Source organism: Streptomyces cyaneofuscatus (assembly GCF_042718795.1).
Classification (GTDB): domain Bacteria; phylum Actinomycetota; class Actinomycetes; order Streptomycetales; family Streptomycetaceae; genus Streptomyces; species Streptomyces cyaneofuscatus_A.
The window spans coordinates 27,731-52,041 of the sequence record NZ_JBHXOX010000013.1 but is presented as its reverse complement, the minus strand read 5'-3'; the positions used below and the strand labels follow the sequence as shown (position 1 = coordinate 52,041).

Genomic DNA, 24,311 nt, shown 5'->3' with positions numbered 1-24,311 from the left:
ACACGTCCTTCCCGCTCGCGCTATCCGGCCAACTTCGCGCGGCGGGCCGGAATCACGCGTACCGGTCCGACAGCGGGACATGATGGCCCTGGCGTTCACCTGGTGAACACCTGTCGCATGAATAACTCCAGTTATGCAGACGTCAGTTGGGCATAACGGTCGTCAACCGCACGGAAGGGAAGGTGTCATGAAGCAGCAGAAGAAGGCTTACGTGAAGCCGTCGCTGTTCAAGCAGGGCGACTTTTCGAAGAAGACCGCCGGTTACTTCTACGGCTCGTACAAGGAGTACTGGGTCCGGCGCATCATCTGATCCGCCGACCGGTCCCCTGTGCACGGTGTGAGAACTTCCGAAAGGTGAAGATGCCCGGCCTGCTGCGTGACTACTTCGTCGTCCTGCCGGACAGCGTGGCGGGCCACGCGGTGGCCGGGCAGCTTCCCGTACCGGACACCACCCGGGTCGCAGGAGGGGTGGGCGACGTCGTCACCCTCGCCCACCCCTCGGGCCGCCCCTGGATCGTCGCCCGCCCGCTGGTCCGCCAGGTCAGCCACCTCCGCCGGGGCGACGACGCCCTCGTGCTCATCGGCCCCGACCGGATCCCCGAAGCCGTGCTCGCCGGCCTCCTGGAGGGCGCCCGCGACCGGGCCGGGCTGGAACGGCGCCTCGTCCGGCTCCCCGGCCTCCACCACGTCATCGCGTACCTCGCCGGTGAGACCTGGATCCGGGGCACCGCCTCCGGCCTGCGCCGGATCTACCACGCCCGGCACGCCGAGGCCGGAACCATCGCCTCCGACCGCCCGGCCGTCCTCGCGCACCTGACCGGCGCACCTCTGGACGACGGCGCGCTCGCGCTGCGCATGCTCGACTTCCTGCCGCACCCCCTGAGCCGGCGCGTCCTGTGGCGGGGCGTGCACGAGACCGGGGCCGGATACGGACTGGCCCTGCCCGTCGCAGCACCGGGCACGGCCGCCGCCCCCGGCTCCCGCGAGTACCGCTGGTGGGAGCCCCCGCCGCCGGAACTCTCCCTGGCGGAGGGCGCCCGAAGACTCGGGGACGCCGTCGCCGCCTCCGTACGGGCCCATGTCGGCGGCCTGGACCGGATCAGTTGCGAGCTCTCCGGTGGCCTGGACTCCACCACCCTCACCTTCGCCGCCCGCGCGACCGCCCCGGCGGAGCTGTCGCTCCTCACCGTGGCCGCCCGGGACCGCTACAGCGAGGACGAGACGTGGGCGCGGCGGGCGGTGGCGGCAGCACACGGCGGGCATACGGACCTCCCCGCCCTGGCCCACCACATCATCCCCGCCGACCAAGCCCCCTACTTCTACGCCGACCTGGCCGCCACCGCCGCCGAGCTCAACGACGAACCCCTCCCCGTAGCCCCCGGCCGGGCCCGCGCGCACCTGCTCCTGGGCCGCGCCCACGCCACCGGCTCCCGCTACCACCTCACCGGCTACGGCGGCGACGAGCTCTTCCTCGGCCTGCCCCACGCCTACCAGGACCTCTTCCACGGCAACCCGCTCACCGCCTGGAACCACCTCAGCGGCCTCCGCCACCAGCTCGGCTGGCCCCTGCTCCCCACTCTGAAGGCCCTGCTGAACCGCTCCACCTTCCCCCGCTGGCTCGCGGGCGCGGTCACCACCGAACCCCAGCCCGTCACCCGCACCCCGCTGCTCTCCTGGGGCGTACGCCAGTCCCTGCGCCCGTGGTTCACGGACCACGCGAACGCCCTGATCACCGAGGAGTTCCGGGCGGCCGCCGCCGGGCAGGCCGAGCCGATCGACCGGTGGCGGGGGCGGCATGTGGACATCGACGCGGTACGGATGGGGGCGCGGCACTTCCAGGCGATGGAGGACATCGGCATGACGATCGGGCTGCCGGTCGCCGCGCCCTTCTACGACGACCGGGTCCTTGAGGCGACCCTCGCCGTACGCCTGGCGGACCGGATCAGCCCCTGGCGCTACAAGCCGCTGCTCGTCGAGGCGATGCGCGGGGTGGTGCCGGACGCGCTGCTGGCCCGTACGACGAAGGACCACATGTCCTCCGACGAACACCAGGGTCTCCGCGAACACGCCCCGGAACTGGCCGACTTGTGGACGGGATCCCGCCTCGCCGAACGCGGCCTGGTGGACGCCCGCCACCTGCTCCGACTGGCGGCCGAACCCTTCTCACCCGTCCTGGTGGAGCACTCCATCAGCTCCACGGTGGCCGGGGAGACCTGGCTGCGCACGGCCGAGAACGCCTGGCCCACACCCGATCGGACCCCCACGACGACCAGCGAGGCATCGCGATGAAGCTCAGAAAAGGCATAGCCGTCACGACGACCGAGTACGGAGGCGTCCTGCTCGACGAAAAGGACGGCAGCTACTGGCAGTTGAACGACACCAGCGTGATCGTGGTCGAGACGCTGGCCGCCGGCCAGGCCCCCGAGGCGGCCGTCGAACGCATCGTCGCCGAGTTCGACGTGGAGCGCGCGGAGGCCGAGTCGGATGTGGCCGAGCTGACCCGTCAGCTCGTCGAGGCGAAGATCCTGCGCCCATGACCACCGAGATGACGATGCCCCGCCGGGGCGCGGGCCCCGGCGGCCTCCGGCTGCGCACCGCGATAGCCGCCGCGTTCGTGCTGGCCCGCTGCAAACCGGGCCGCCTACGACGGGTGTTGACCCGCTGCGCGAGGGGCGCGCGCCCGGCGACGTACGAAGAGACGCTGGAGCTGTACGAGGCCATCACCGCCACCAGCCGCCGCTGCGCGGGCCGTTACGGCTGCCTGCCCCGTTCGGTGGCCATCGCGCTGGCGTGCCGGATGGCGGGGAGCTGGCCGGACTGGTGCGCGGGGGTCCGGACGGCACCGCCGTTCTCGCCGCATGCTTGGGTGGAGGCGGAGGGTCGCACGGTCGGCGAGCAGGCGGAGTCGGCCGATCTGCGTCCTTTGATGGTGGTGAAGGTACGCGAGGGGGTTCCGGGTGAGCACGGTGGCGGGGACGACGACGGGGGAGGGTCCGGGCGGGCTGGCTGAGGGCACGGAGGCGCCCGGGGGCGCGGAAGTGCCGGGGAGCCCCGAGGCGCTGGGGACCGGCGCGCTCCGGTCCGAGCCCCCCGCACGCTCCGACCCCACCCCCCTCCGCCTCCTCCTGACCCGGGTCCGCCCCCACCGCGGCGTACTCGTCCGCGCGGGCGTCCTCTCCCTCACCGGCTCCGCGGCCGGCCTGGCGATGCCGCTGATGGCGAAGTACGCGGTGGACGCGTTCGCCGCCGACCGCTCGCCGGTGACCCCGCTCATCGCGCTCACCGCACTGGTCCTCGCGGGCGCCTGCCTCTCCGCGTACGGCCGTTACCTCATGGCCCGCACGGGAGAGGGCGTCGTCCTCCGGGCCCGCGATCAACTGGTGGGCCGGATCATGCGGTTGAAGGTCCCGGCGGTGGACCGTCTGACCCCCGGCGACCTGCAGTCCCGCGTCACCAGCGACACGACTCTCCTGCGAACCGTCCTCTCCAGCGGCCTGGTCGAGTCGTTCAACAGCGTGCTGATGCTGCTGGGGACGATCGCGTTCATGGCGTACATGGACGTCACGCTGCTGGGCGTGACACTGGTGGTGATCGTCGGTATCGGAGCCGTAACCGCTCTGCTCATGCCCCGCATCCAGCGCGCGCAGCTCCGGGCGCAGGAGTCGGTGGGAGCGATGGGCGCGGCGCTGGACCGGGTGCTCCAGGCGTTCCGTACGGTCAAGGCGAGCGGCGCCGAGGAGCGGGAGACGGCGGCGGTCGCGCAGGCGGCCCGGCGCGCGCACGACCGGGGTGTCTCGGTGGCGAAGTGGTCCTCGGTCTCCGACGTCACGATGATGATGTCGATCCAACTCGCCTTCCTGGCCGTGCTGGGAGTGGGCGGAGCGAGGGTCGCGTCGGGCTCGCTCGACATCTCGTCGCTGATCGCGTTCCTGCTCTACCTCTTCTACCTGATGGGCCCGATCGGCGGCCTGGTGGAGGGCTGGACGGGCCTGCAGAGCGGCCTCGCCGCCGTACGCAGGATCGACGAGGTGGAGTCGCTGCCGGGCGAACCTGCCGGCCGGCCCGGCAGCGTACCGGGCGAGGGGACTCCGCTGCGGGTCACCTTCCAGGACGTGGCCTTCGGGTACGGGGACGAGCGCGCGCCCGCCCACCAGGGGGTCACGTTCGAGGTCCCGGCCGGCGGGATGGTGGCGCTGGTGGGCCCGTCGGGGGCGGGGAAGTCGACGGTGTTCAGCCTGCTGGAGCGGTTCTACGATCACGATGCGGGGACCGTCGCGCTGGACGGCCGGGACATCCGGGACTGGCCGCTGGCGGAGCTGCGGGCCTCGCTCGCGTACGTGGAGCAGGACGCCCCGGTCCTGGCCGGGACGCTGAGGGAGAACCTGCTCTTCGCGGCCCCGGACGCCCCGGAGGACCGGCTGGCGGAGGCGGTGGCCCGGACCCGCCTGGACGCCCTGGTCGCCCGCCTGCCCGACGGCCTGGACACGGCGGTCGGCCATCGGGGCGTCACCCTCTCCGGCGGCGAACGCCAGCGCATCGCCATCGCCCGCGCCCTGCTGCGCCGCCCCCGCCTGCTCCTCCTCGACGAGGTGACCTCGCAACTGGACGCGGTCAACGAGCAGGCGCTGCGCGACGTCATCCTCGAACTGGCTCAGCAGTCCACGGTGTTGGTCATCGCCCACCGCCTCTCCACCGTCCGCCACGCCGACCGCATCGTGGTCCTGGAGGAGGGCCGGGTCCGCACGGCGGGCACCCACGAGGAGCTGATCGCCTCGGACGACCTCTACCGGGAACTTGCGACCACGCAGTTGGCGGCGGCAGCGGATCAGTCGGTGTAGTTCTTCAGCTCCTCGGTGTCCAGGCTGATGGAGGCGGGGTGGGGGAGGGTGACGGCTTCGCCGACGTCGTACAGGCGCTGATGCCGGTAGCGAGCCGAGCCGGGTTCGCTGCGGACGGCGACTGTGCCGGACCGGCGGTCGATGAGAAGGCGCACCGGGATGCCCGCCGCTGCGTAGTCGCACGGCGCCGCAGGGGTGTCGTCGTACGAGGTCACGTCCACGGTCAGGAGGATGCGGTCCGGGCTCGACCACTCGCCGTCCCCGGCGAATCGGCCCGCGTGGGCCAGGGTGCCGCCCGGCCGGGCGCGGTCGTTGTGGTCTCCGCCGATCCGCAGCCCGCGTCCGCGGTACAGCCGCAGTTCCGGCCGCAGCCGCAGGCACTGCATCGCGAACCACATGATGATCTCGTCGTGGTCTCCGTCCGCCACGGGCCTCACCTCCAGCCTTCCGTTGCTCAGCTCCAACGTCACGGTCTCGGGGCAGGCGAGGGCCAGCGCCTCGAAGTCCTCGACGGGCATCATCGGTACGTCCTCTCGGACCGAGGAACCAGCCCCGCCCGCACCAACTCCATCCGCTCCCGTACCCCAGGCGGCTGCACGGCCCCCGGCGGCCCCACCGGCGGTTCGGGGACCGGCCCACGGCACTCCCGGCACAGCCCCCCGAGGAGCGCCTCCGGGGCGCCGGGAACTCCGCACTCGCCGCACTCCAGGGTGCGCAGCACGGTCCGGGGGCGCGGCACGGTCCGTTCGGGCGGCAGCTTGTCGCGCAGGCGCCGCTCGACGAGGCGGGCGGCGCAGTGGACGGGGGACGGGAGGCCCGCCGTGAGGGCGTGCAGCAGTTCGGCCTCCGTCGCCCCGCGCGCGAACCACTCGCTGACCTGCGGTTCCAGCCGCACGCAGTCGGCGGCGGAGAGGGACAGCGCTGGAGCCGTACGCCCGAGGGCGGCGAGCAGGATGAACGCCCGCGAGCGGGTGGGCCGTTGGGGCCGGTCCGGCGGGACGTCGCCCCGGATGTAGGCGTTCCACCACTCGTCCTCGCGTGCGGTGCGCGAGAAGAAGGTCCGGGTCACCCAGAACATCACCTCGTCGGTGATCACGCACTCGCTGCCGCGCCGCAGATGCCCGGCGTCCTGGAGCCGATTGAGGGTGGTGCCCAGGGCGCACTGCCCGTACGGGAGGTGCTTGGCCAGCGTCTTCACGGAGATGTCGGAGCCGTCGGGCAGCCGGTCGATGTACGCGGCGACGGCGGCGTCACGGGGGAGGAGGTGGGCGAAGTCGCGGTCGGTGCGCGGTCGTTCGCCGGGGGCGGAGCGCTTGCCGTAGCCGGGTTTGGCCATCGGGTGCGGGGTCGCGGGCGGGTGCGTGGGCGGGGCCTCGTGCGGGGGGCAGGAGGCGGCATTAGGGTAGCTAGCAGCCATGGGGATCGCCTTGGGTTGTTCGATCTTCGTTGGTCAGACCCCTGTTCGGTGTGTCAGCACCAGCAGGGGTCGCTTTTCTGGTCTCGTTCTCCGCACGCTAAAGCGCGGCGACTGTGCGTCGCAAGTCGGTCGCAAACGGTCAACTTCAGTCGCAGGGTGGGTGGGTGGGAAAAGTGACCCATCCACCCCATCACCGTAAAGACCGCTCGGATCTCGCGGCTTGAGCTCCGGGAGGAGCCAGGGTCGGCGCAGGTGGGAACGGTTGTGCGGCAGGATCGCGGCATGACGAACACCAGTTCCCAGGCGGCTTCGGTGCCGCTGTCGTTCCGGCAGGCGGCATCGGATGAAGACCTGGCCGAGCTCGTACGCCTCCGGGACGCCGCCGCGCGGTGGCAGATCGAGCGCGGCATCGAGCAGTGGCAGCCCGGAGAGCTGGACGAGGACCACTTTCGGCGCAGGCTGCACGAGGGCGAGGTCTGGCTCGCCACGCTCGGCCCCGACGGCCCGAGCGCCGGGGCCTGGGAGCTGTGGTGGGACGACGAGCCGGCCTGGGGCGCCCAGCCGCCGGTCGCGGGATACGTCCACCGCCTGATGACCGACCGCCGCACGGCCCCGCCCGGCGCCGGCCGCGTACTGCTGGCGGAAGCCGAACGCCGGATCGCCGCGTACGGGAGGGAGCTGTGCCGGCTCGACTGCCTGACGTCGAACGACCGGCTCCGCCGCTCCTACGAGGAGGCGGGGTACGCGGTGGTGGGCGAGCAGGCGGGGAAGAACGGGGACGGCGGGCGGACGTACGGGGTGACGTTGCTGGAGAAGCGGGTGGGGGTGTGACGGGGTGGGGCGGGCACCATGATGAGCAGCACGTCACCGGAGCCTTTGTCTGTGAGCCGATCCAGGCAAGTTTTCCTCTCCGCTCGACTTTCCTGACTCAGGAAAGTCGGAGCCACAGGAGACTCATTCCGCCGGAGCCGACCGAGGCGGGAACCCCTGCGGGTGCCGTGACGACGATCACTCCGATGGATCGCCGGGGCTGTAGACCGGATGCCCGGCGGTGGGCGTATACCCGGTGAAGCGAAAGATCCGGGAGCGACTTTTGACCGTCGAGGAGTTCGAAGAGTTCTACGCCCAGGCGGTCGCGCGTCTCACAGGCCAGTTGTACGTGATGACGGGGGACCTCCAGGAGGCGCAGGACGTCGTGCAGGAGGCCTTCGTCAAGGCGTGGGTCCGGCGCGGCCGGCTGGAGCGGGACGGGCGGCCCGAGGCGTGGATCCGTACGGTCGCGTGGCGGCTGGCGGTGAGCCGGTGGCGGTTCCGGCGGCGTTCGGCGGACGCCTGGGGCCGGGGGAGCGGTGCGGCGGAGCACGTCGCGCCGCCGGACCCGGACCACGTGGTGCTGGTCGACGCGCTCCGGGAGCTGCCCGCTCAGCAGCGGCGGACGTTGACCCTGCACTACCTCTGCGACCTCACGGTGGAGCAGATCGCCGGGGAGACCGGGCTTTCCGCCAGCACGATCAAGACGCATCTGGTCCGCGGCCGGGCGGCGCTTGCCCACCGGCTGCAGGACCCCCGCATGGAGGAGGCTCCTGATGTCTGAACCACGGGACCGGTCGGGCCCGGAGGAGTCCCGGGGCGCGCAGGATCCGTTGCGGTCCCTGTTCCGGCAGGCCGGGGACTTCGGGCAGGGCCACTCCGTGGCGGACCCGGCGGCCGGCATCACCGAGCGCGGCATGCGGGCCCAGCGGCGCCGGATGGCCGCGGTCGCGGTGGGGGTGTGCCTGGTCATCGGCGGGGGCGGCGCGGCGGCGGTCGGCCTGCTCCCGGTCACACCGAAGCCCGCCCCTCCGGCGACGAGTCCGTCGCCCAGCTACCCGTCCCCGGCACCGCCGCCGCCCGCGGGGACGTTGACGGAGCCGCCCACGCCCAGCAATACGGTGCCGGGGGTGGAGGGGGCCGTCACGGGGACGACCGCTCCGGAGGGCCCGCGGGGGACGGAGGGCCCGCAGAGGACGGAGGCGCCGACGAGTGCTTCGTCAACCTCAACGTCCACATCGACCTCCACCTCCACATCGATGTCTACATCGACGCTTGGGGCGACGTCGATGCCCTGATGGCGGGGTGTCGACAACTCGCCCTGCCCTCCGCTCCGTTGCTCTCCCCCCTTCCACGCTCCGGCGTCTCCGCCGGGCGAACCCACACGCCTGGGCGTGTCCGAAAGGTGCTTCAGTGTCTACGTTGCCTCCTGGGCTCAGGCCGGCCCCGCCACAGCCGAGGAGGAGCGCTCAGCCCCGGCCCGTAGGACGTGAGTTCCGGCCGGCCGAGAAGCCCGTACCGTACGAGTCCCGGCCCCGGCCCGCATCGCGCGTGCTTCGGGCGGCACGGGTCGGCCGGGCGGTCGCCTGGCTGAGTCCCGCCGACCGCAGAGTGCTCTGGCTCTACCTCCTGACCCGAATATCCGTGTGGATCACGGCCCACGGCGCCCGGTGGCTCTTCCCCCGGGGCTCCGATGTGCGGGAGGCGGCGCCGGTCCTCGCGCCGTTCCAGCAGTGGGACGCGAACCACTACCTCCGCATAGCGCGCGACGGCTACTTCCCGGCCGGCACAGGCCCATGGACGGATGACTGGGACAACAGGGAGGCGTTCTTCCCCGGATTCCCGATGCTCCTGCGGGCCGTGCACGTCATCGTCCCGAGCTGGACGGCGGCGGGCCTGCTGATCTCGTTCGTCGCGGGAGCCGTCGCCGTGCTGGCGCTGTCCCGCATAGCCCGCGCGTACGTCCCCGAGGACGCCGACGGCCGGCGCACGGCCCTGTTCTTCCTGCTCTCCCCGTGCGCGGTCTTCCTGGCGGTCGGCTACACGGAGGCGCTGTTCCTGGCGTTCGCGCTCCCGGCCTGGCTGGCCGCCCGGCGCCACCGTTGGGCGCTGGCGGGCACGCTGACGGCCCTGGCGGCGACGGTGCGGGTCAGCGGCCTGTTCCTGGCGGCCGCGATCGCGGTGCTGTTGGTGCTCTCGGTGAAGACCCGGCGCGACTGGCGCGGGGTCGCCTGGCTGGCACTGCCCGCGCTGCCGCCGCTGGCGTACAGCTGGTATCTGCATGCCCGCACGGGCGACTGGTTGGCGTGGAAGCACGCACAGGAGCGGGGCTGGTTCCGGGAGTTCCACACCCCGTGGGAGGCGTGGAGGAACACGTGGAACGCGGCGTTCGACGACGTACACACGACCGGCTACGCGGCCATGTTCCAGGCGGAGTTGGCCGCGATGGTGGTGGGCCTGGCCCTGGTCGCGCTGCTGGTGCGATACTGCCGCTGGCCGGAGGCGGTGTACGTCGCGCTGAGCCTGTGGGCGCTGGGGACGTCGTACTGGTACACGTCCGTCCCGCGCGCCACGCTGCTGTGGTGGCCGCTGTGGATCGGCCTGGCGGCCCTGAGCCTGCGCCGCCCGTGGTTCCGGACGGCGTACCTGTGCGTGACGGTGCCGGTGTGCGCGCTGGTGGCGCTGGCGTTTCTTACGGGGCGGTGGGCGGGGTGATCCGTCGGGCGTCAACAGGCGCGGGAGCCCCGCCAGGGCGGGGCCCACGGGGACTCGGGCATTGCCGGGGAGCCGCAGGGCGTCGGCAGCGCTCAGCGCACGTCGCTGACGAACGCCGACCAGGCGGAGGAGCCGAAGATGACGGCCGGTCCCTCCGGCCGCTTCGAGTCGCGCACGGGGACGAGCCCGTCAAAGTCGTCGGACACCTCGACGCAGTTACCGCCGTCGGAGTTGCTGTACGAGGACTTCCGCCACGTCGCGGAAGTCAGGTCGGCTCGGCGGGATGACATGATCGGATCTCCTTGACCAACTGCTGGATGAACTCGGTTGTCTGCTCTGGAGAGAGCGCCTTGTCTCGCTGCAAATCGTAGGACAGCCGCAGCTCCTCGACGCGTCCTGCGTCCTCAACCAGTTCACCGGACTTGCTGCCCTCCAGGTAGGCCACCGCCTTGCCGTTGGCCAGCCACAGGACGGTCAGTGAACCACCCATCAGATCGTGCAGACCTGCCGAGAACGGCAGCAATTGAAGCGTCACGTTCGGTCGCTTCTGCCACTCCAGCAGGGCCTCCAGTTGCTGCAGCCAGACGGCCGGCTGCGAGGCCGCCCGACGGAACACCGCTTCGTCGAGCAGCGCCCGGAAGTAGGGAGGGTCCTCACCTTTCAGGACGGACTGACGGCTCATGCGCGCGTCAACATCCTCTTGGAGCTCCGCCGCGTCCCGGGGAGTGCTGTAGCACCTCCGTCGCGTACGCCCTCGTCTGGAGCAGCCCCGGGATGGCGCTGCACGCGTATTCGTACCGGACTGTCGCTTCTCGCTCCAACTGCATGAACCGCTGATAGCGGCTGCCGAAGGCGTCGTCCCGGGCCAGCTCCCAGAGCTGTTGCAGCTGCTCGCCGGTGCCGTAAACCTTGTCGAGCGCCGCCATGACCTCCAGCGAGCCCAGGCGTGTCCCCGTCTCCAGCTTGTGCAGGTAGGACCGGTCGTACGTCGTCTCGTCGTGCAGCTCCTCCAGCGTCAGCCCGGACCGGTCCCGCAGCCGCCTCAGCGTCTCGTGCAGCATCTTGCGCGCGGACGCCTCTCCGCCCGAATCGGACGCGCGTTTGGGCATTCCAACTCCCCTGTGTCCTGAGGGGATAGGGCTACAGCGACCCCCTTCCGAGCGTAGCCAGCAACGCCGATGCTCGTGACAGAAAGATCCGAAGTCTCCACGGAAGGTGAGAACCATGAGCGCACTCCCGAAGTACGACCCCGACCGCAGTTGGCGGGCGGAGCGCATCCCCGACCGTCCCGTCATGCGCGTCATCGACGTACAGCGGCAGGACACGTACTTCGACCTGCCGCTGATGATCACCTTCAACGGGGGCGCGCAGGGTCCGGCGTACCTCCGCCTGGAGGTGGACGCGGTGATCGACCTCGTGGACGAGCTGAACCTGGCGCTGGACGTACGGGTGAGGGAACCCGTGGCGCGGCCGTGCACGCCGTCCGGCTCCTGACACGAGTCACCTGCTGCCCGCGTGGCGTCGCCGCGCGGGCCCGGACATCCACCCAGGGAGTCACCTCATGACCATCCCGGTGCTCGCTCCTCAAGGGCAGCAGGTCCACGTCGACGCCGACAGGAGCGTGCCCATGGTTCGGCGGTGCGAGGTCAGCATCGTGCGGTCGACAGCCGCCGGGCAGCCGATGGTGTCGGCCGACCGACGCCGTCCCGGGCAACTGCGACGCATGAACTGTGCGCTGCTCGAGCTGTGGGACTTGCGGCCGTGCATCGACGTCGCCGCGCTCGTCCTCACGGAGCTGGTCACGAACGCCTTCCAGCACGGCGGTGGAGAGAACATCACCATCACCTGGTGTGCCGATCGAACCCACCTGATCATTCAGGTGGAGGACAGCTCTCCTGTACGTCCTGTGCTCCGAACGGTGGACGAGGCCTCGGAGGGCGGTCGCGGGCTGGGCATCGTGGAGGCGCTGGCCGACAGGTGGGGAGTCAGCGAGGACGGCCACACCGTCCACTGCGCGCTCGCTCTTCCGGAGCGTGGGGCGTGACCGCCGCGAATCTGCCGCTCCCCTATCTCGAATTCCGTTCCTAGACGCGCGAGTTGCGCAGCGACTGCCACGCAGCGCCGGCGAGTGCCCGTGTCGACCGCGCGACCGACAGATGCTCGTGCTCGCGGTATAGATTCCAGTTGTACGGAATGAGCGACAGCTTGTTGGAAGACAGTGATCCTGCCTGGTGAGCCCTGTACACCGCCAGTGGCTCAGCCAGGCCCCGGGCGTCCGCGCCGTCCCGCATGATGCTTAGCCACAGTGCGTAGTCCTGGCGCTTGCGCATCTCCGGCATCAGCTTCGTGCCCAAGACCTTACGGTCGTACATCGCGGTGAGAGCTCCGATGTGGTCCTGGACCAGCATCGCGCGGTAGTCCACGTGCGCCCGCGCACGGATCACCCGCCCGTTCGGGACCCAGTCGGTGCTCTCGCCGCCGTGGTCGGCGTCCATCTTGAAGTACGAGGTGAAGGTCAAAGGCGCGGTGGCCTCCGCAGCGAAAACGAGCTGCTTCTCTGTCTTTTCCGGTAGCCACATGTCGTCGCTGTCGAGAAAGGCGATGTAGTCACCCCGGGCCCTTTCGATCGCGAGGTTGCGCGCCCGGCCTGCACCGCCGCGTTCGGGTGCCGATCGGGGCAGGACGCGTTCATCCTGCTCGGCGAACTCGCGGAGCAGTTCCATGGAGGCATCGGAGGATCGGTCGTCGGTGACCAGCAGTTCCAGGTCGCCATGGGTCTGTGTCAGCACCGAACGGACGGCCGCGCCGAGGGTGGCTGCCGAGTTGTACACGGGCATTACGACAGACACCAAGGTCACAGCACTTCTCCTCGCCTGGTCAGGAACAGCGGTTCATTCAAACACCACGACTGAGCAGGAGCTGGCGTGCAGATGGTCGTCGCCGGTCAAGGCTGTGTAGGGCCCCTTGCCGTACGTGCCAGCCAGTAGCACGTGAGAGACATGTAATCCTTGCGGCTGCGCGCAGTGCTGGACTCAGCCCGGCGCGACAGGGAGGGACCATCCCCGCACGCGCGGGGACCACAGTCCGTGACCTGCGTGTTTATGTGGCCAAGGTGCTGTTCTCCATCACTTCCTGAGAAACGGACATGTCGGCCTCACTTCACGGTCGGCTGTTGCGCCAGCCCCCCGCACAGCCCCATTGTTGCGATCGCGAGCGCCCTGTCCACCCCACCGCCCCCGGTGGCCCCTCATCCAACCCCGTGCAGCCGGTCCAGCTCCAGCCGTACAGGCGGAGGCAGCGGTCGTGCCGCTCCCTCCGCCCGGAATGACTCCAGCAGGTAGCCCACCAGCCGCCGTGACGCCGCACCCGCTTCGGGCTGAACCCCGTTCACTACGCCGTTGTTGGCCAGCAGGGCCAGGACCACGTCCGAGACGTCGAAGTCCGGGCGCAGCGCCCCCGCCTCCTTCGCCCGCCGCACCAGCAGGGCCAGCCCCTCCTCCGCCCGGTGGCGCTCCCCCGCGTAACTCGACGCGTCCGGGAAGCGGGCCAGGAAGGCGTGCGTGAAGCCCCGGTCGGCGGCCTGCATCGCGCACACCTTCGTGAACACCGAGCAGAACGCGCGCCACGGGTCCGGGTCCTCCAACGCCTCGTCGAGCACGCCCGCGCACTCGGCGAGCTGCTCGGCGAACGCCTCCTCGATCAGTACGGCGCGGGTGGGGAAGCGGCGGTAGAGCGTCGCCACCCCGACCCCGGCCCGCCGGGCGATCGCGCTGATCGGTACGTCGATGCCGTGCAGCGCGTACGCCTCGCGGGCCGCTCGCAGGATGCGGTCGCGGTTCTCCCGGGCGTCGGCGCGCAGGGCGTCCGGGCCGGGTGCGGGCGCGGGTGCGGACGCGTTGTGAGAGGGCTGAGCAGGCATGTTTCTCACTTTAGGGTAAGTGGAGGGGTTTCTCCGTTTGGCTGTCTAGCCTGGGTCGGGAGCAGGACCACCCGACCCAGGACAGGCACAGGACGGCCCACGATGAACGACATGCGCGCGGCGCTCTACGACAGCTACGGGCCGCCCGAGGTCCTCTACGAGGGGCGGGTCCCGGTGCCCGTGCGTGGGCCGGGCGAGGTGCTCGTGCGGGTCCACGCGGCCGGCGTCAACGGCGGTGAGCTGTACGGGCGGGCCGGGAAGGTGCGGCTCGTCACCGGGCGCCGGTTTCCCCAGCGGACCGGGATCGACTTCGCCGGCGAGGTCGCCGAGGTGGGCCCTTCCGTCACCGGGCTGAGTGTGGGCGACCGGGTGTGGGGCATCCTGCCGCGCGGGCGGGGCGGCTTCGGCAGTGCGGCCGAGTACGTGTCCGTCCGCCCGCGCCAGATCGCGTACGCCCCCGAGAACGTCACCCTGACCGAGGCCGTCTCGCTGCCCGCCGGGGGCACCACGTCCCTCACCGCCCTGCGGGACAAGGCCCGGCTCCGGGCCGGTGAACGCCTCCTCGTGCGCGGGGCCTCCGGTGGCGTCGGCAGCGTTGCCGTCCAGCTCGGCAAGGCCATGGGTGCCCACGTCACCGGGCTCGCGAGTGCCAAGAACCTTGATTTCGTGCGGGAGTTGGGGGCGGACGTGGTGCTGGACCATCGGTCGACGGAGCTGGCGGGGCTGGGGCCGTACGACGTCATCATGGATACGGTCGGCAGTGAACACCGGGCCTTGCAGGGGCTGTTGGCGCCGAGCGGCCGTCTGGTCTCCATCGCGTTCGACATCCACCACCCGGTCAGAGGCCTCGGCTACATCCTGGCCTCAGCCGTCCACGGTGGCCGGCGGGTGCGCTTCTTCAGCGGCAACCCGAAGCACGACCTGTTCGCCGAGCTGACCGCGTACGTCGAGCGCGGGGACCTCCGTCCTGTCGTCGACACGGTTCATCCGCTCGCGGACATCGCCGCCGCCCACCGCGCCCTGGAGGCGGGCGGGGTGCGCGGGAAGCATGTGATCCGGGTGGTGGGGGGTGGGGCTGAGTAGGTAGCTGGGCCCTGCGGGAGGGAGTTTTTCGGGGCGGTGGGGGCGGTGGGGCCTTGGCCTCCGGCCATCAGGTGGCCGGGAGCCAAGGCCCCGTACGGGCGAGCGCCGGCAGCGGGGCGCGTCAGTCCTCCGTCGGGAGCGGAGGCCGTGCCCGGTAACCGCCCGCCTGCAGCGTGAACATCGCCGCGTACGCGCCGCCCTCCACCGCCATCAGCTCCTCATGCGAGCCCGACTCCGTGATGCGGCCGTCGGCGAAGACGTAGATCGTGTCGCAGTCGACCACGCTGGCCAGGCGGTGCGAGATCAAGACCGTGATCTGGTCCTCGCGCAGCCGGCCGCGCAACACCGCCTCGTAGACTGCGTGTTCGGAGGGCGGGTCCATGCTGGCCGTCGGCTCGTCCAGGAGGAGCAGCGGGGCGTTCTTGTACAGGCCCCGGGCCACCGCGATCTTCGCCCACTGGCCGCCCGAGAGCTGCTGGCCGCCCTTGAAGCGCTTCGAGAGGAGCGTCTCCCAGGTGTCGGGGAGTGCGGCGATCACCGCGTCGGCGCCGGAGGCCTCGGCCGCGGCCAGGGTGCGGGCGGGGTCGGCCTCGGTGAGGGTGCCGGTGGCGGCGGTGATGTTGGACAGGGCGCTGAAGGGGAAGCGGACCGGTTCCTGGAGGACGCAGGCGACCTGACGGTGCAGGGACGCGGCGTCCATCTCCCGTACGTCGGTGTCGTCCCAGCGGACGCTGCCGCGTTCCGGCTCGTACAGGCCGGCCAGCAGCTTGGCGCAGGTGGATTTCCCCGAGCCGTTGAGGCCGACGAACGCGACCTTCTGGCCGGCGGTCAGGGTCATGCTGATGCCGTCGAGGGCCGGTGTGTCCTTGCCGGGGTAGGTGAAGTGGACGTCGTCCAGGGTGATCCGGTGGACCGTGGAGGGTGTGTACAACGATGCTTCTTTGGGGAGGAGTTGGCGGCTTCGTTCCTGGACCGTGAGCAGGTCGGAGACCCACAGCGCGTGCTCGTACACCAGGTGCGCGACCTCCACCAGACGGGTCAGTGCCACCTGGCCCGACTGGATCGCGAGCACCGCGCCCGCTCCGGCCGCGAGCGGGAGCCAGCCCGCGATCAGCATGGCGGCCAGCGCGGCGTACGTGATGCCGGTGCCGAGGCCGCCGACCGTCCGGCCCGCCAGGTTGAGCACGGCCGCGTGCACGCCCAGCCGGGTGTCCTCCTCCGCGATCTTCAGGGTCAGGCGGCGGTGTTCCTCCAGCAGGGCGCCCTGCGCGGTGTCCGAGCGGAGTTCGGCCGCCGCGTCGACGTCCAGCAGCAGCCAGGAGAAGACCCGGACGCGGCGTTGCAGCGCGTTCCACCGCTTGAAGGACGAGAACCGCGCGCGGGCGCTGCGGACCGCCGCGTAGCCGACCGGGAGGACGGACAGGAGGAGCAGGGGGAGGAGGACCGGGTGCAGGACGCTGAGCACTCCGGCCGTGCCGACGAGAGCCAGTGCGGCGGAGGCCAGGGAGACCACCTGGCCGACGATCTGGCGGGCGTAGAAGAGCCCGCGGTCGTTGGCGCGGTGGACCTCGTCGTGCCAGCCGGCGTCCTCGACCGCCTCCAGCCGTACGTGCGCGGTGAGGTGCAGGAACTCGCACTCCAGGGCCGTACGGATCTTCGGCGTGACGCGTGCCTGGGCCACGGCGACCGCGGCTTCCAGCGCCGCTCTCGTCCCCAGGAGGCCTACCACCAGCAGGAGTTGCGGGAGCGCCGCTCGTACGCGGTCGGGGGTCGGGCCCTGCGCGAACAGGTGCTGGAGCACCGCGATTCCGGCGATCAGGCCGAGTGCGCTCATCGCCGCCGAGGCCAACTGGCACACGATGACGGCGAGCGTCGCGCGCCGGTCGGCCTGCCACGCCATCCGGCCGATCAGCGCGGTGATGCGCGGCAGGCCGGTGAGGACCTGGGCCACGGTGGCGTCGGCGGCCGCGCCGTCGTGGACCGACCAGTACGCCTCCTCCATCTCATCCGTGAGGTTGTCGTCCTGCGGGCCGGCCGCGATGGTGGTGGGCGGTGGGGGGAGCGGCCCGGTGCGCTGGGCGGGGATGCCGGTGGGCGGTTCGCCCGGGTGGGTCGATTCGGTCATGCCGCGTGCCTCGTTTCCGGTCCGGGCCCGAAGGCGGGATGTTCGAACGCAGGATGAACGCGCGCAGGACGGCGTACAGGACGGCGTAAGCGATGCATGGTGCCCCTCGTGGCCGGATGCGGACAGGTGATCGGGTAACGGGGGTCTTCCTGTCGCCGTCACGGGTGGCGGAGGGCGATATCTGGAACGGGAATTCGAGTGGACGGGCTGCTCCGTGGTGCCGTTGGGCGGGGAGTGCCGTGATGCTGCGTTCGATCACTCCTGTGGGTCTGGGTCCTTCGTGTGGGGGATTGCGAGGGGCCGCTCCGGCTCCGGTTCGCTCCCCGGTCCGCCGTCGCGGCGTAGGCTATGGCCATGAAGTCCCGCGTCGTGGACGTCGAACCGGTCCCGCCGGACAACGACCTGAAGTGCAGCATGCACGACAGTCGCAGTCCGACTTGCAGTGGGCACGTCGTGGCTGTGGTGACGCTCGCCGACGCCGGCAGCGAGAACAACCGTTACCGGGTCTGCCAGTGGTGGTACGACAACAGACGTGAGGTACCGCGACCCTGACGGCTGAGCCGGAACGCCTCGTGCGGGACGCCGTCGCCCAGAGGGGCGGCTACGCCTGGCGACGGGTGCGGCCGGCGCCTTCGGGAGCTCGGGGCGGGGTGCGCGGGCCCGTGGGTGGCCGTAGGAACGCCTGAGGGGCACCCTTTCCGGGGTGCCCCTCAGGTCGGAGACCGTTCACACAGCTACGACCACGTGGCCCACGCCAACAATGACGCTTACGGCTGACATCGTGAACTCGAAAATCTTCATGCCAACCTCCACCTTGCTATGTGAAACCGTGCGGTTGGGGCGAATGCCCCGGGTGTTGCCCTTACGGAGTGAGCGAATGACCTTGATGAACTCGTAGAAGTGCCAAAGTGCCAGACTGGCCGTAAGTGTGACTGCCGGAATCGAACCGGCCGCAGCGATAGCTCAATGAACGCTCTCTTAAGTACAATTATACCCGAAATGAAGGCATTTGGCCAGGTCCAGCGCTCATGTCGGCGGGCGGCGACCGGGCTGCTCCGGCTGATCCTCGTACCGCCGCCTCGCCTGCCGGAGTGACGGAGTGGAGCGAGGTCCGCCGGAGCGCCGTCGTGCGCTCCGGCGACCCGGTCCGCTCACCCCGTCGTACGGCGTGGCCGGGGGCGCCGTCCCCATTCGTTCGCGGCCACCACCAGGCACACCGCCACCAGGACCACGTTCTTGACGACGTACTGCCCCTCCATGGTCGGGGCGGGGGAGTGCGGCTGCCACATCGCGTCGGGGAGGAGGACGAGGGTCGAGAACACGCCGCCCATGTGGAGGAAGAACGCGACGAGCGCGGGGCGCAGCAGGCGGCGGCCGACGATCAGGCCGATCCCGATGGCCGTCTCCAGGGCCGCGAGGGACAGCAACAGCACCGTCTCCGGCACCAGGCCCAGGGTCATCTTCGTCGCCGCGTCGATCGCCAACTGCTCGGCCGGGCTGGCCGAGGGGAACAGTTTCAGTACACCGAAGCCCACGAAGACGATGCCGACCGTCGCCCTCAGCAGGGCCACGGCGTGCGCGTCGACCAGGTCGGCCAGGTCGGCCACGCCGGTCAGTCGGCGCAGAGGACTTCGGCCGGCTGTGGGGTGGGCATGGGGGCGGGGGTGGGGGTGGTGATGGGTGCGGTCGGGCGGGGGCAGGGTCGGCTCTACGGTGCTGCTGCTCATGTGCGATCTCCCGGTGTGTCCGTGGGGGTGGGAAAACGTGCACGGGTGGCCCGCGCGGCTCGGCGGGCGACCTGGGCCATTTCGGGCCGTCTCGCGGATCGGTGGGGCCTGGTGTCCTGGCGTGATGCGCGGGCGGACGAGACGGGGCCGGTACGTGATCGACGTGGGCCGACCACCGCTCACTGCTTGGTCTAGACCATACGGACGAGGGTCGGGAGGCCGTCAAGGGTCTGGTCCCGCGGCGCCCGCAGGAGGCAGCGCGTTCGCGCCATGTTGCATCGGGGCTGCGGCGGGCGTGCGGGCGTGCGGATCGTCCGGTGGCCGATACCTTCGTACGGGGAAGGTGCGGGGCCCGATCTCCGGCCCGCAGGTCCGGTGGGGCTCCTGGCCGATCCGCCGCTGAGCAGCCCTGTTACGCCGAGGCCGGGCTTCCGCGACCCCGAGCCCGTGTGTCGGCTCCAACTCTCCGTCGTCTTCCGGCCATCCGGGGTGTCTTGTCTCCCGCAGGGGCCGCTACCCGCCGGTCGGGCGGGCGACCCCCGTGGTTCAGACGGCCGAAAGCCGCCTGGCCCATTCGGGGACGCATCGGGCATCGGCCCCCCGATGCCCGCGTCATGCCGAGGGGCCCGGAGCGTGTGCCCCGAGCCCCTGGCCCCTCAAGCCTGCGGAAGTCAGTTGGCGCTGAGCCTCAGCCCCGCTCCAGCCCGCCCCGCGCGATCACCCCCGCGTACCACCGCGCACTGTCCTTCACCGTCCGCCGCTGCGAGGCGAAGTCCACGTGGACGATGCCGAACCGCTTGCTGTAGCCGTACGCCCACTCGAAGTTGTCCAGCAGGGACCAGAGGAAGTAGCCGCGTACGTCGACCCCCTCCTCGATCGCCCGGTGTACGGCCCCCAGGTGCGCGTCCAGGTACGCCACCCGCTCCGGGTCGTGCACCTGGCCCTCCGGGTCCGCGTAGTCGTCGTACGCCGCCCCGTTCTCGGTCACCAGCAGCGGGAGGCCCGGGAGTTCGTCGCGCAGGCGGGTCAGCAGTTCGTACAGGCCGTTCGCGTCCACCGGCCAGTCCATCGCCGTGCGCGGGCCCTCCGCCGGGGTGAACGCCACATGCTGCTCGGCGCCCGCCCAGGGGGAGGGGGACTCGGAGCTGCCCGCCGAAACCACGCTCGGCGAGTAGTAGTTGATGCCCAGCGAGTCGATCGGGGTCGAGGTCACCTCCAGGTCGCCGTCCTTCACGAACGACCAGTCCGTCACCGCCGCCGTGTCCGCCACCAGGTCCTTGGGCAGCCGCCCGTGGAAGACCGGGTCCAGGAAGATCCGGTTCGCCACCGCGTCGATCCGGCGCACCGCGTCCCGGTCCGCGTCGGTGTCCGTCAGCGGTCGCAGGGCATGGAGGTTGAGGGTGAGGGAGACCTCCGCCGTGGACGGGAGGCGGTCGCGCAGGACCCGGGTCGCGGCGCCGTGCGCCAGGTTGAAGTGGTGGGCGGCGCGCAGTGCGGCGAGGTCGCTGGTGCGGCCGGGGGCGTGGACCCCGTTCCCGTACCCCAGAAACGCCCCACACCAGGGCTCGTTGAGCGTTGTCCACGTCGACACCCGGTCGCCCAGCGCCCCGGCCACCAGGCCCGCGTACTCCGCGAACCGGTGCGCCGTGTCCCGCTCCGGCCAGCCGCCCGCGTCCTCCAACTCCTGCGGCAGGTCCCAGTGGTAGAGCGTCGCGACCGGTCTGATGCCGGCGCTCAGCAGCTCGTCCACCAGGCGGCGGTAGAAGTCCAGGCCGCGCTCCACCGCCGGGCCCCGGCCCGTCGGCTGCACGCGCGGCCAGGAGACGGAGAACCGGTAGTCGGTGACGCCGAGTTCCTGCATCAGCTTGACGTCGTCCGGCATCCGGTGCAGGTGGTCGGCGGCGATGTCACCGGTGTCGCCGTTGCGGACCTTGCCGGGGGTGCGGCTGAACGTGTCCCAGATGGAGGGCGTACGGCCGTCCTCCGTGGCCCCGCCCTCGATCTGGTACGCGGCGGTGGCCGTGCCCCACCGGAATCCGGCGGGGAAGCGGAGCCCCGTACCCGTCTCGGGGCGGTCGCCGGGGGAGGTTCCCGGGCGGGCGCCTGTGGAGGTCGCCGGGCGGGCATCAAGAGCTGTCATAGGACGGACACTCCAGAAGTGAGGGGAGGAGGGAGGAAGAGGGAGGGAGGGGCGGGGGCGCGCGTCAGCCCTTCACCGCGCCCTGCATGATGCCGCCGACGATCTGCCGGCCCAGCAGGCCGAAGACGATCAGCACCGGCAGCGTGCCGAGCAGCGTGCCGGCCATGATCACCGACTGGTCGTTGACGTAACCGCCGCCGAGCTGCCGCAGCGCGACCTGCACGGTCGGCTCCTGCGAGGACAGCGCGATGATCGGCCAGAAGAAGTCGTTCCACGCCGTCATGAACGTCAGCATCCCCAGCACCGCCATCCCCGGCCGCGCGATCGGGATCACGATCGACCAGAAGATGCGGGCCGTCGACGCCCCGTCCACCCGGGCCGCCTCGATCAGCTCGTCCGGCAGCGACTGCACCAGGTACTGGCGCATGAAGAACACGCCGAAGGCCGACACCAGGCCGGGCAGGATCACCGCCTGGAGCTGGTTCACCCACTGGAGTTCGGCGATCAGCATGAAGAGCGGGATCACGCCGAGCTGCGGCGGGATCATCATCGTCCCGATCGTCAGCGTCAGCAGCGCGCCCCGGCCCCGGAACTTCAGCTTGGCGAAGGCGAATCCGGCCAGCGTGCAGCACAGCACCGTGCCGAGCGTGATCGACGACGACACGATCAGCGAGTTCAGCAGCGCCTTGCCGATGTCCGCCTCTTCGAGGACCTGCTCGAAGTTCTTGATCAGGTTCGGGCCCGGCAGCAGGCTCGGCGGCACCTGGGCCAGGTCCGCGTTGGACCGGCTGGCCGCGACGATCGTCCAGTAGAAGGGGAACGCCGAGATGAGCAGGGCGAAGCCGAGGATGACGTATGAGAGCCAGCCGCCCTTCATCGTCCGGCCCGCGCCCCCCTTGCGTACCCGCTTTCCCGGCGGGTCCTGCGGCGGGCGGCCCGTCTCCGGGGCCGTCGGCGGTGCGACGAGCGCGGTCATCGGCCGGCCTCCTTGCGTGCGCGGCGGCGCGCGACCAGGGCGTTGGCCCCGACGAGCACCACGATCAGGACGAACATCACCCAGGCGATGGCCGCGGCCCGGCCCAGGTGGAAGAAGCCCCAGCCCTGTTCGTACATGTACAGGCCGAGGGTCTGGTACTGGTGCGAGATGCCGCCCGAGATCGAACCCTCGAACAGCAGCGGCTCACCGAAGAGCTGGGTCGCCCCGATCGTCGAGATGATGACCGTGAAGATGATCGTGGGGCGCAGGCCGGGGAGCGTGACGTGGATGAACTGCCGCCAGCGCGACGCCCCGTCCATCTCCGCCGCCTCGTACAGTTCGTGCGGGATCGACTGCATGCCCGCCAGGTAGATCAGCGCGTTGTACCCCGTCCACCGCCAGATCACGATCGTCGACACCGCGATCTGCGAGGCGACCGTGCCCGTCTGCCAGTCCACCGGGTCGAAGCCGACCAGCCCGATCGCGTAGTTGATCAGCCCGAAGTCGCGGCCGAAGAGCTGCGCGAAGACGAGCGTGGCGGCGGCGACGGACGTCGCGTACGGCAGCAGGATCGCCGTCCGGATGAAGGTGCGGCCGCGCAGCTTGTAGTTGAGCAGGTGGGCGAGGCCGAGCGCCATCGCGAGCTGCGGGACCGTGGACAGCACGCCGATCGTGAACGTGTTGCGCAGCGAGATCCAGAAGTACTCGTCGGCGAAGAGCGCCGTGTAGTTGGCGATCCCCCGCCACTCCATCTCGCCGCTCGTCTGGAGCTCGACCCGGTAGAGGGAGACGAACGCCGTGTAGAGGAGCGGGAAGAGGCCGAAGGCGAGGAAGAGGGTGAAGAAGGGGGCGATGTAGGCGTACGGGGACGCCTTGCGCCAGGTACGCCGGAGCGTGGCTGCCCGACCGTCGTCGGGCCCGGGTCCGGTGGAGGCGGGGCTGCGGGGCCCGGCCTTCGCGGTGGCGGTGAGGGACACGGTGCGGCCCTTCGGGGTCGGGAGCGGAGAAGCAGGGAGCAGGGGTACGGGGGTGGGGCCGGGCCACCGTGGTGCGCTCCGGTGGACCGGCCCCAGGCAGGACCGGTGGACCGGCCCCAGGCAAGAAAGGGGAGGAGAGGGGCAGGCCGTGACCGGCCCCAGGCACGAAGGGGAGGAGGCGCAGCGTGTCGGCGTCAGCCGATCACGTTCGCCACGCCCTTCTTCGCCGTCTCCCACGCCTTGTCCGACGAGACGCCCTTGCGCTCGACCTCGCTCAGCGCGTTCGTGAGCTGCTGCATCACGTTCTGGTCGTGCACGCCCAGCACCTGCACCGGGGACTCCTTGGCCGCGTCACCGAAGATCTGGCCGATCGGCGCGCCGGAGAAGTAGTCGTCCTCGGCGTCCGCGATCTTCTCGATGGCGCCCGTCGAGGACGGGAAGTTGCCCTGCTTCTGGAAGACCTTCGCCTGCTGCTCGGGGGCGGTCAGCCACTCGATCAGCTCGTACGCCTCCTTCTTGTGCTTGGCCGCACGCGGGATCGAGAGGTACGAGCCGCCCCAGTTGCCGGCCCCGCCGGGCAGCTTGGCGATGTCCCACTTGCCCTGGCCGCCGTCACCGGCCTGGCCCTTGATGTAGCCGAGCATCCAGGCCGGGCACGGGATCGTGGCGAACGAACCGGCCGCGAACGCCTGGTTCCACTGCGGGGACCACTGGTCGAGCTTGGCGCTCAGGTCCGCCTCGGCGGCCTTCACGGAGGTGTCCCAGGCCGTCTTCACCGCCGGGTTCTTCTCGTAGATCAGCTCACCGGAGGCGTCGTAGTACCGCTCCTCCTCCTGGCCGATCATGATCCCGTAGAGCGAGCCGATGCTGTCCAGCCAGGCGCTCTTGGCGGGGGCCTTCTTCTTGTACTCCTTGCCGAGCTCCAGGTAGCCGTCCCACGTGGACCACTTCTTCGCGAGCTCCTCGCGGTCGGTGGGGAGGCCGGCCTTCTTGAAGAGGTCGGTGCGGTAGCACATCGCCTCGGGGCCGACGTCCGTGCCGAGGCCGAGGACCTTGCCGTCCTTCGTGGTCGCCGCCGACCACTTGGCCTCGGCGAACTCGCCCTTGAGCTTGTCGGCGCCGAACTCCTTCAGGTCCTGGAACTTGTCGGACTGCTGCTGGGTGACCGACGCGATGCGGCCCACCTCCACGCCTTGCACGTCCGCGAGACCGCCGCCGCCCGCGAGGCGGGTCTGGAGCGACTTCCAGTAGTCCGCCTCGTCCTGGGTGTCGCTCTGCTTGATCGTCACGTTCGGGTGGAGCTTCTGGTACTCGTCGTAGAGCCCGGCCTCCTTGAAGCCGAACGATCCGAACAGGTCGACCGTGAGCGTGACCTTCCCGCCCGCGCTGTCGGAGGAGTCCGACGAGTCGCCGGATCCGGATCCACAGGCGGCGAGGAGCGCCCCGGCGAGGACGACCGCGCCGAGGCGGACGGTGGCTCTCTTGGCGGCTCGGGCGATGGGCATGGGAAGCCTCCCTTGGCTTCGGGATGAACCGAGCGCTTTGAGAGCGCTCTCAAAACCTGCGTCTGGAGCGTCTCCCACC

23 protein-coding genes and 1 pseudogene are annotated in these 24,311 nt (G+C 70.9%); 11 read left to right on the top strand and 13 right to left on the bottom strand.

The genetic code is table 11. From position 1 onward, the window contains the following. Positions 1-187: 187 nt before the first annotated feature. Genes ACFWRT_RS16660 through ACFWRT_RS16640 form a run of 5 tightly spaced genes read left to right on the top strand, consistent with a single transcriptional unit; the run spans position 188 to position 4,838 of the window. Complete coding sequence (locus ACFWRT_RS16660; RefSeq protein ID WP_018511015.1) at positions 188-310, top strand: keywimysin-related RiPP; 123 nt, start codon at positions 188-190, stop codon at positions 308-310. 50 nt (positions 311-360) lie between these two features. Continuing rightward, the gene (locus tag ACFWRT_RS16655; protein ID WP_380954432.1) at positions 361-2,289 is read left to right on the top strand and encodes an asparagine synthase-related protein; all 1,929 of its coding nucleotides are present in this window, start codon (positions 361-363) and stop codon (positions 2,287-2,289) included. Then, a complete protein-coding gene (locus ACFWRT_RS16650) occupies positions 2,286-2,537 on the top strand; it encodes a lasso peptide biosynthesis PqqD family chaperone (RefSeq protein ID WP_380954412.1) in 252 nt (83 codons plus the stop codon). The genes ACFWRT_RS16655 and ACFWRT_RS16650 overlap by 4 nt, the downstream gene beginning before the upstream one ends. Next, positions 2,534-3,010 carry a lasso peptide biosynthesis B2 protein gene (locus ACFWRT_RS16645; protein WP_380954410.1) on the top strand — a complete coding sequence of 159 codons (477 nt, stop codon included), beginning with the start codon at positions 2,534-2,536 and terminating at the stop codon, positions 3,008-3,010. The genes ACFWRT_RS16650 and ACFWRT_RS16645 overlap by 4 nt, the downstream gene beginning before the upstream one ends. Positions 3,011-3,059: 49 nt before the next feature. Next, on the top strand, positions 3,060-4,838 hold the full coding sequence (locus tag ACFWRT_RS16640) for an ABC transporter ATP-binding protein (RefSeq protein WP_380954430.1): 1,779 nt from the start codon (positions 3,060-3,062) through the stop codon (positions 4,836-4,838). Here ACFWRT_RS16640 and ACFWRT_RS16635 read toward each other — a convergent pair. Together ACFWRT_RS16635 and ACFWRT_RS16630 are read right to left on the bottom strand one after the other, a co-directional pair. After that, positions 4,826-5,359 (bottom strand): Uma2 family endonuclease, encoded by a 534-nt coding sequence (locus ACFWRT_RS16635; protein ID WP_380954409.1) that lies wholly within the window; start codon positions 5,357-5,359, stop codon positions 4,826-4,828. The two genes, ACFWRT_RS16640 and ACFWRT_RS16635, sit on opposite strands and share 13 nt — an antisense overlap. Continuing rightward, complete coding sequence (locus tag ACFWRT_RS16630) at positions 5,356-6,174, bottom strand: hypothetical protein (RefSeq protein WP_380954429.1); 819 nt, start codon at positions 6,172-6,174, stop codon at positions 5,356-5,358. Before ACFWRT_RS16630 ends, ACFWRT_RS16635 begins: the two co-directional genes overlap by 4 nt. A 363-nt stretch (positions 6,175-6,537) precedes the next feature. On the opposite strand from ACFWRT_RS16630, the gene ACFWRT_RS16625 reads away from it, so the two are divergent. Both ACFWRT_RS16625 and ACFWRT_RS16620 read left to right on the top strand, forming a co-directional pair. Further along, positions 6,538-7,086 (top strand): N-acetyltransferase, encoded by a 549-nt coding sequence (locus ACFWRT_RS16625; RefSeq protein WP_380954408.1) that lies wholly within the window; start codon positions 6,538-6,540, stop codon positions 7,084-7,086. Between the two features lie 262 nt (positions 7,087-7,348). Next, the gene (locus ACFWRT_RS16620) at positions 7,349-7,849 is read left to right on the top strand and encodes a SigE family RNA polymerase sigma factor (protein WP_380954427.1); all 501 of its coding nucleotides are present in this window, start codon (positions 7,349-7,351) and stop codon (positions 7,847-7,849) included. A gap of 270 nt (positions 7,850-8,119) precedes the next feature. Here the strand turns inward: ACFWRT_RS16620 and ACFWRT_RS16615 are convergent, their stop codons facing one another. Continuing rightward, positions 8,120-8,302 carry a hypothetical protein gene (locus tag ACFWRT_RS16615; RefSeq protein ID WP_380954407.1) on the bottom strand — a complete coding sequence of 61 codons (183 nt, stop codon included), beginning with the start codon at positions 8,300-8,302 and terminating at the stop codon, positions 8,120-8,122. A gap of 176 nt (positions 8,303-8,478) precedes the next feature. On the opposite strand from ACFWRT_RS16615, the gene ACFWRT_RS16610 reads away from it, so the two are divergent. Further along, positions 8,479-9,780: a mannosyltransferase family protein gene (locus ACFWRT_RS16610; protein ID WP_380954406.1), complete on the top strand. Its 1,302-nt coding sequence runs from the start codon at positions 8,479-8,481 to the stop codon at positions 9,778-9,780. A gap of 92 nt (positions 9,781-9,872) precedes the next feature. On the opposite strand, the gene ACFWRT_RS16605 is transcribed toward ACFWRT_RS16610, so the two are convergent. Both ACFWRT_RS16605 and ACFWRT_RS16600 read right to left on the bottom strand, forming a co-directional pair. Then, positions 9,873-10,070 carry a DUF397 domain-containing protein gene (locus tag ACFWRT_RS16605; RefSeq protein ID WP_380954404.1) on the bottom strand — a complete coding sequence of 66 codons (198 nt, stop codon included), beginning with the start codon at positions 10,068-10,070 and terminating at the stop codon, positions 9,873-9,875. After that, positions 10,046-10,841: pseudogene (locus tag ACFWRT_RS16600) on the bottom strand (helix-turn-helix domain-containing protein). The gene ACFWRT_RS16605 and the pseudogene ACFWRT_RS16600 overlap by 25 nt, the downstream one beginning before the upstream one ends. A 163-nt stretch (positions 10,842-11,004) precedes the next feature. Between ACFWRT_RS16600 and ACFWRT_RS16595 the strand changes: the two are divergent. Both ACFWRT_RS16595 and ACFWRT_RS16590 read left to right on the top strand, forming a co-directional pair. Continuing rightward, complete coding sequence (locus ACFWRT_RS16595) at positions 11,005-11,274, top strand: hypothetical protein (protein WP_380954403.1); 270 nt, start codon at positions 11,005-11,007, stop codon at positions 11,272-11,274. A gap of 67 nt (positions 11,275-11,341) precedes the next feature. Continuing rightward, the gene (locus tag ACFWRT_RS16590) at positions 11,342-11,824 is read left to right on the top strand and encodes an ATP-binding protein (RefSeq protein WP_380954402.1); all 483 of its coding nucleotides are present in this window, start codon (positions 11,342-11,344) and stop codon (positions 11,822-11,824) included. Positions 11,825-11,864: 40 nt separating this feature from the next. On the opposite strand, the gene ACFWRT_RS16585 is transcribed toward ACFWRT_RS16590, so the two are convergent. Together ACFWRT_RS16585 and ACFWRT_RS16580 are read right to left on the bottom strand one after the other, a co-directional pair. Beyond that, the gene (locus tag ACFWRT_RS16585) at positions 11,865-12,638 is read right to left on the bottom strand and encodes a glycosyltransferase family 2 protein (RefSeq protein WP_380954400.1); all 774 of its coding nucleotides are present in this window, start codon (positions 12,636-12,638) and stop codon (positions 11,865-11,867) included. Positions 12,639-13,027: 389 nt separating this feature from the next. Next, a complete protein-coding gene (locus tag ACFWRT_RS16580; protein ID WP_380954399.1) occupies positions 13,028-13,699 on the bottom strand; it encodes a TetR/AcrR family transcriptional regulator in 672 nt (223 codons plus the stop codon). Positions 13,700-13,801: 102 nt separating this feature from the next. Between ACFWRT_RS16580 and ACFWRT_RS16575 the strand changes: the two genes are divergently transcribed. Continuing rightward, the gene (locus ACFWRT_RS16575) at positions 13,802-14,782 is read left to right on the top strand and encodes an NAD(P)-dependent alcohol dehydrogenase (RefSeq protein WP_380954398.1); all 981 of its coding nucleotides are present in this window, start codon (positions 13,802-13,804) and stop codon (positions 14,780-14,782) included. A 121-nt stretch (positions 14,783-14,903) separates the two neighbouring features. On the opposite strand, the gene ACFWRT_RS16570 is transcribed toward ACFWRT_RS16575, so the two are convergent. The 6 genes from ACFWRT_RS16570 to ACFWRT_RS16545 form a co-directional block, all read right to left on the bottom strand. Next, complete coding sequence (locus ACFWRT_RS16570) at positions 14,904-16,907, bottom strand: ATP-binding cassette domain-containing protein (protein WP_380954397.1); 2,004 nt, start codon at positions 16,905-16,907, stop codon at positions 14,904-14,906. Positions 16,908-18,058: 1,151 nt separating this feature from the next. After that, complete coding sequence (locus ACFWRT_RS16565; RefSeq protein ID WP_380954395.1) at positions 18,059-18,634, bottom strand: DUF417 family protein; 576 nt, start codon at positions 18,632-18,634, stop codon at positions 18,059-18,061. Between the two features lie 688 nt (positions 18,635-19,322). Then, positions 19,323-20,774, bottom strand: a complete 1,452-nt coding sequence (locus ACFWRT_RS16560; RefSeq protein WP_380954394.1) for a GH1 family beta-glucosidase — start codon at positions 20,772-20,774, stop codon at positions 19,323-19,325. 64 nt (positions 20,775-20,838) lie between these two features. Then, on the bottom strand, positions 20,839-21,750 hold the full coding sequence (locus ACFWRT_RS16555) for a carbohydrate ABC transporter permease (RefSeq protein WP_380954392.1): 912 nt from the start codon (positions 21,748-21,750) through the stop codon (positions 20,839-20,841). After that, on the bottom strand, positions 21,747-22,727 hold the full coding sequence (locus ACFWRT_RS16550; RefSeq protein ID WP_380954390.1) for a carbohydrate ABC transporter permease: 981 nt from the start codon (positions 22,725-22,727) through the stop codon (positions 21,747-21,749). The genes ACFWRT_RS16555 and ACFWRT_RS16550 overlap by 4 nt, the downstream gene beginning before the upstream one ends. 194 nt (positions 22,728-22,921) lie before the next feature. Then, a complete protein-coding gene (locus ACFWRT_RS16545) occupies positions 22,922-24,232 on the bottom strand; it encodes an ABC transporter substrate-binding protein (protein ID WP_380954389.1) in 1,311 nt (436 codons plus the stop codon). Between the last annotated feature and the right edge of the window lie 79 nt (positions 24,233-24,311).

Bases quoted from the DNA above. Each gene is read 5' to 3' on its own strand.
- ACFWRT_RS16660 (WP_018511015.1), top strand. From the start codon at position 188: ATGAAGCAGCAGAAGAAGGCTTACGTGAAGCCGTCGCTGTTCAAGCAG.
- ACFWRT_RS16655 (WP_380954432.1), top strand. From the start codon at position 361: ATGCCCGGCCTGCTGCGTGACTACTTCGTCGTCCTGCCGGACAGCGTG.
- ACFWRT_RS16650 (WP_380954412.1), top strand. From the start codon at position 2,286: ATGAAGCTCAGAAAAGGCATAGCCGTCACGACGACCGAGTACGGAGGC.
- ACFWRT_RS16645 (WP_380954410.1), top strand. From the start codon at position 2,534: ATGACCACCGAGATGACGATGCCCCGCCGGGGCGCGGGCCCCGGCGGC.
- ACFWRT_RS16635 (WP_380954409.1), bottom strand. From the start codon at position 5,359: ATGATGCCCGTCGAGGACTTCGAGGCGCTGGCCCTCGCCTGCCCCGAG.
- ACFWRT_RS16630 (WP_380954429.1), bottom strand. From the start codon at position 6,174: ATGGCCAAACCCGGCTACGGCAAGCGCTCCGCCCCCGGCGAACGACCG.
- ACFWRT_RS16625 (WP_380954408.1), top strand. From the start codon at position 6,538: ATGACGAACACCAGTTCCCAGGCGGCTTCGGTGCCGCTGTCGTTCCGG.
- ACFWRT_RS16605 (WP_380954404.1), bottom strand. From the start codon at position 10,070: ATGTCATCCCGCCGAGCCGACCTGACTTCCGCGACGTGGCGGAAGTCC.
- ACFWRT_RS16595 (WP_380954403.1), top strand. From the start codon at position 11,005: ATGAGCGCACTCCCGAAGTACGACCCCGACCGCAGTTGGCGGGCGGAG.
- ACFWRT_RS16590 (WP_380954402.1), top strand. From the start codon at position 11,342: ATGACCATCCCGGTGCTCGCTCCTCAAGGGCAGCAGGTCCACGTCGAC.
- ACFWRT_RS16580 (WP_380954399.1), bottom strand. From the start codon at position 13,699: ATGCCTGCTCAGCCCTCTCACAACGCGTCCGCACCCGCGCCCGCACCC.
- ACFWRT_RS16575 (WP_380954398.1), top strand. From the start codon at position 13,802: ATGAACGACATGCGCGCGGCGCTCTACGACAGCTACGGGCCGCCCGAG.
- ACFWRT_RS16570 (WP_380954397.1), bottom strand. From the start codon at position 16,907: ATGACCGAATCGACCCACCCGGGCGAACCGCCCACCGGCATCCCCGCC.
- ACFWRT_RS16565 (WP_380954395.1), bottom strand. From the start codon at position 18,634: ATGAGCAGCAGCACCGTAGAGCCGACCCTGCCCCCGCCCGACCGCACC.
- ACFWRT_RS16560 (WP_380954394.1), bottom strand. From the start codon at position 20,774: ATGACAGCTCTTGATGCCCGCCCGGCGACCTCCACAGGCGCCCGCCCG.
- ACFWRT_RS16555 (WP_380954392.1), bottom strand. From the start codon at position 21,750: ATGACCGCGCTCGTCGCACCGCCGACGGCCCCGGAGACGGGCCGCCCG.
- ACFWRT_RS16545 (WP_380954389.1), bottom strand. From the start codon at position 24,232: ATGCCCATCGCCCGAGCCGCCAAGAGAGCCACCGTCCGCCTCGGCGCG.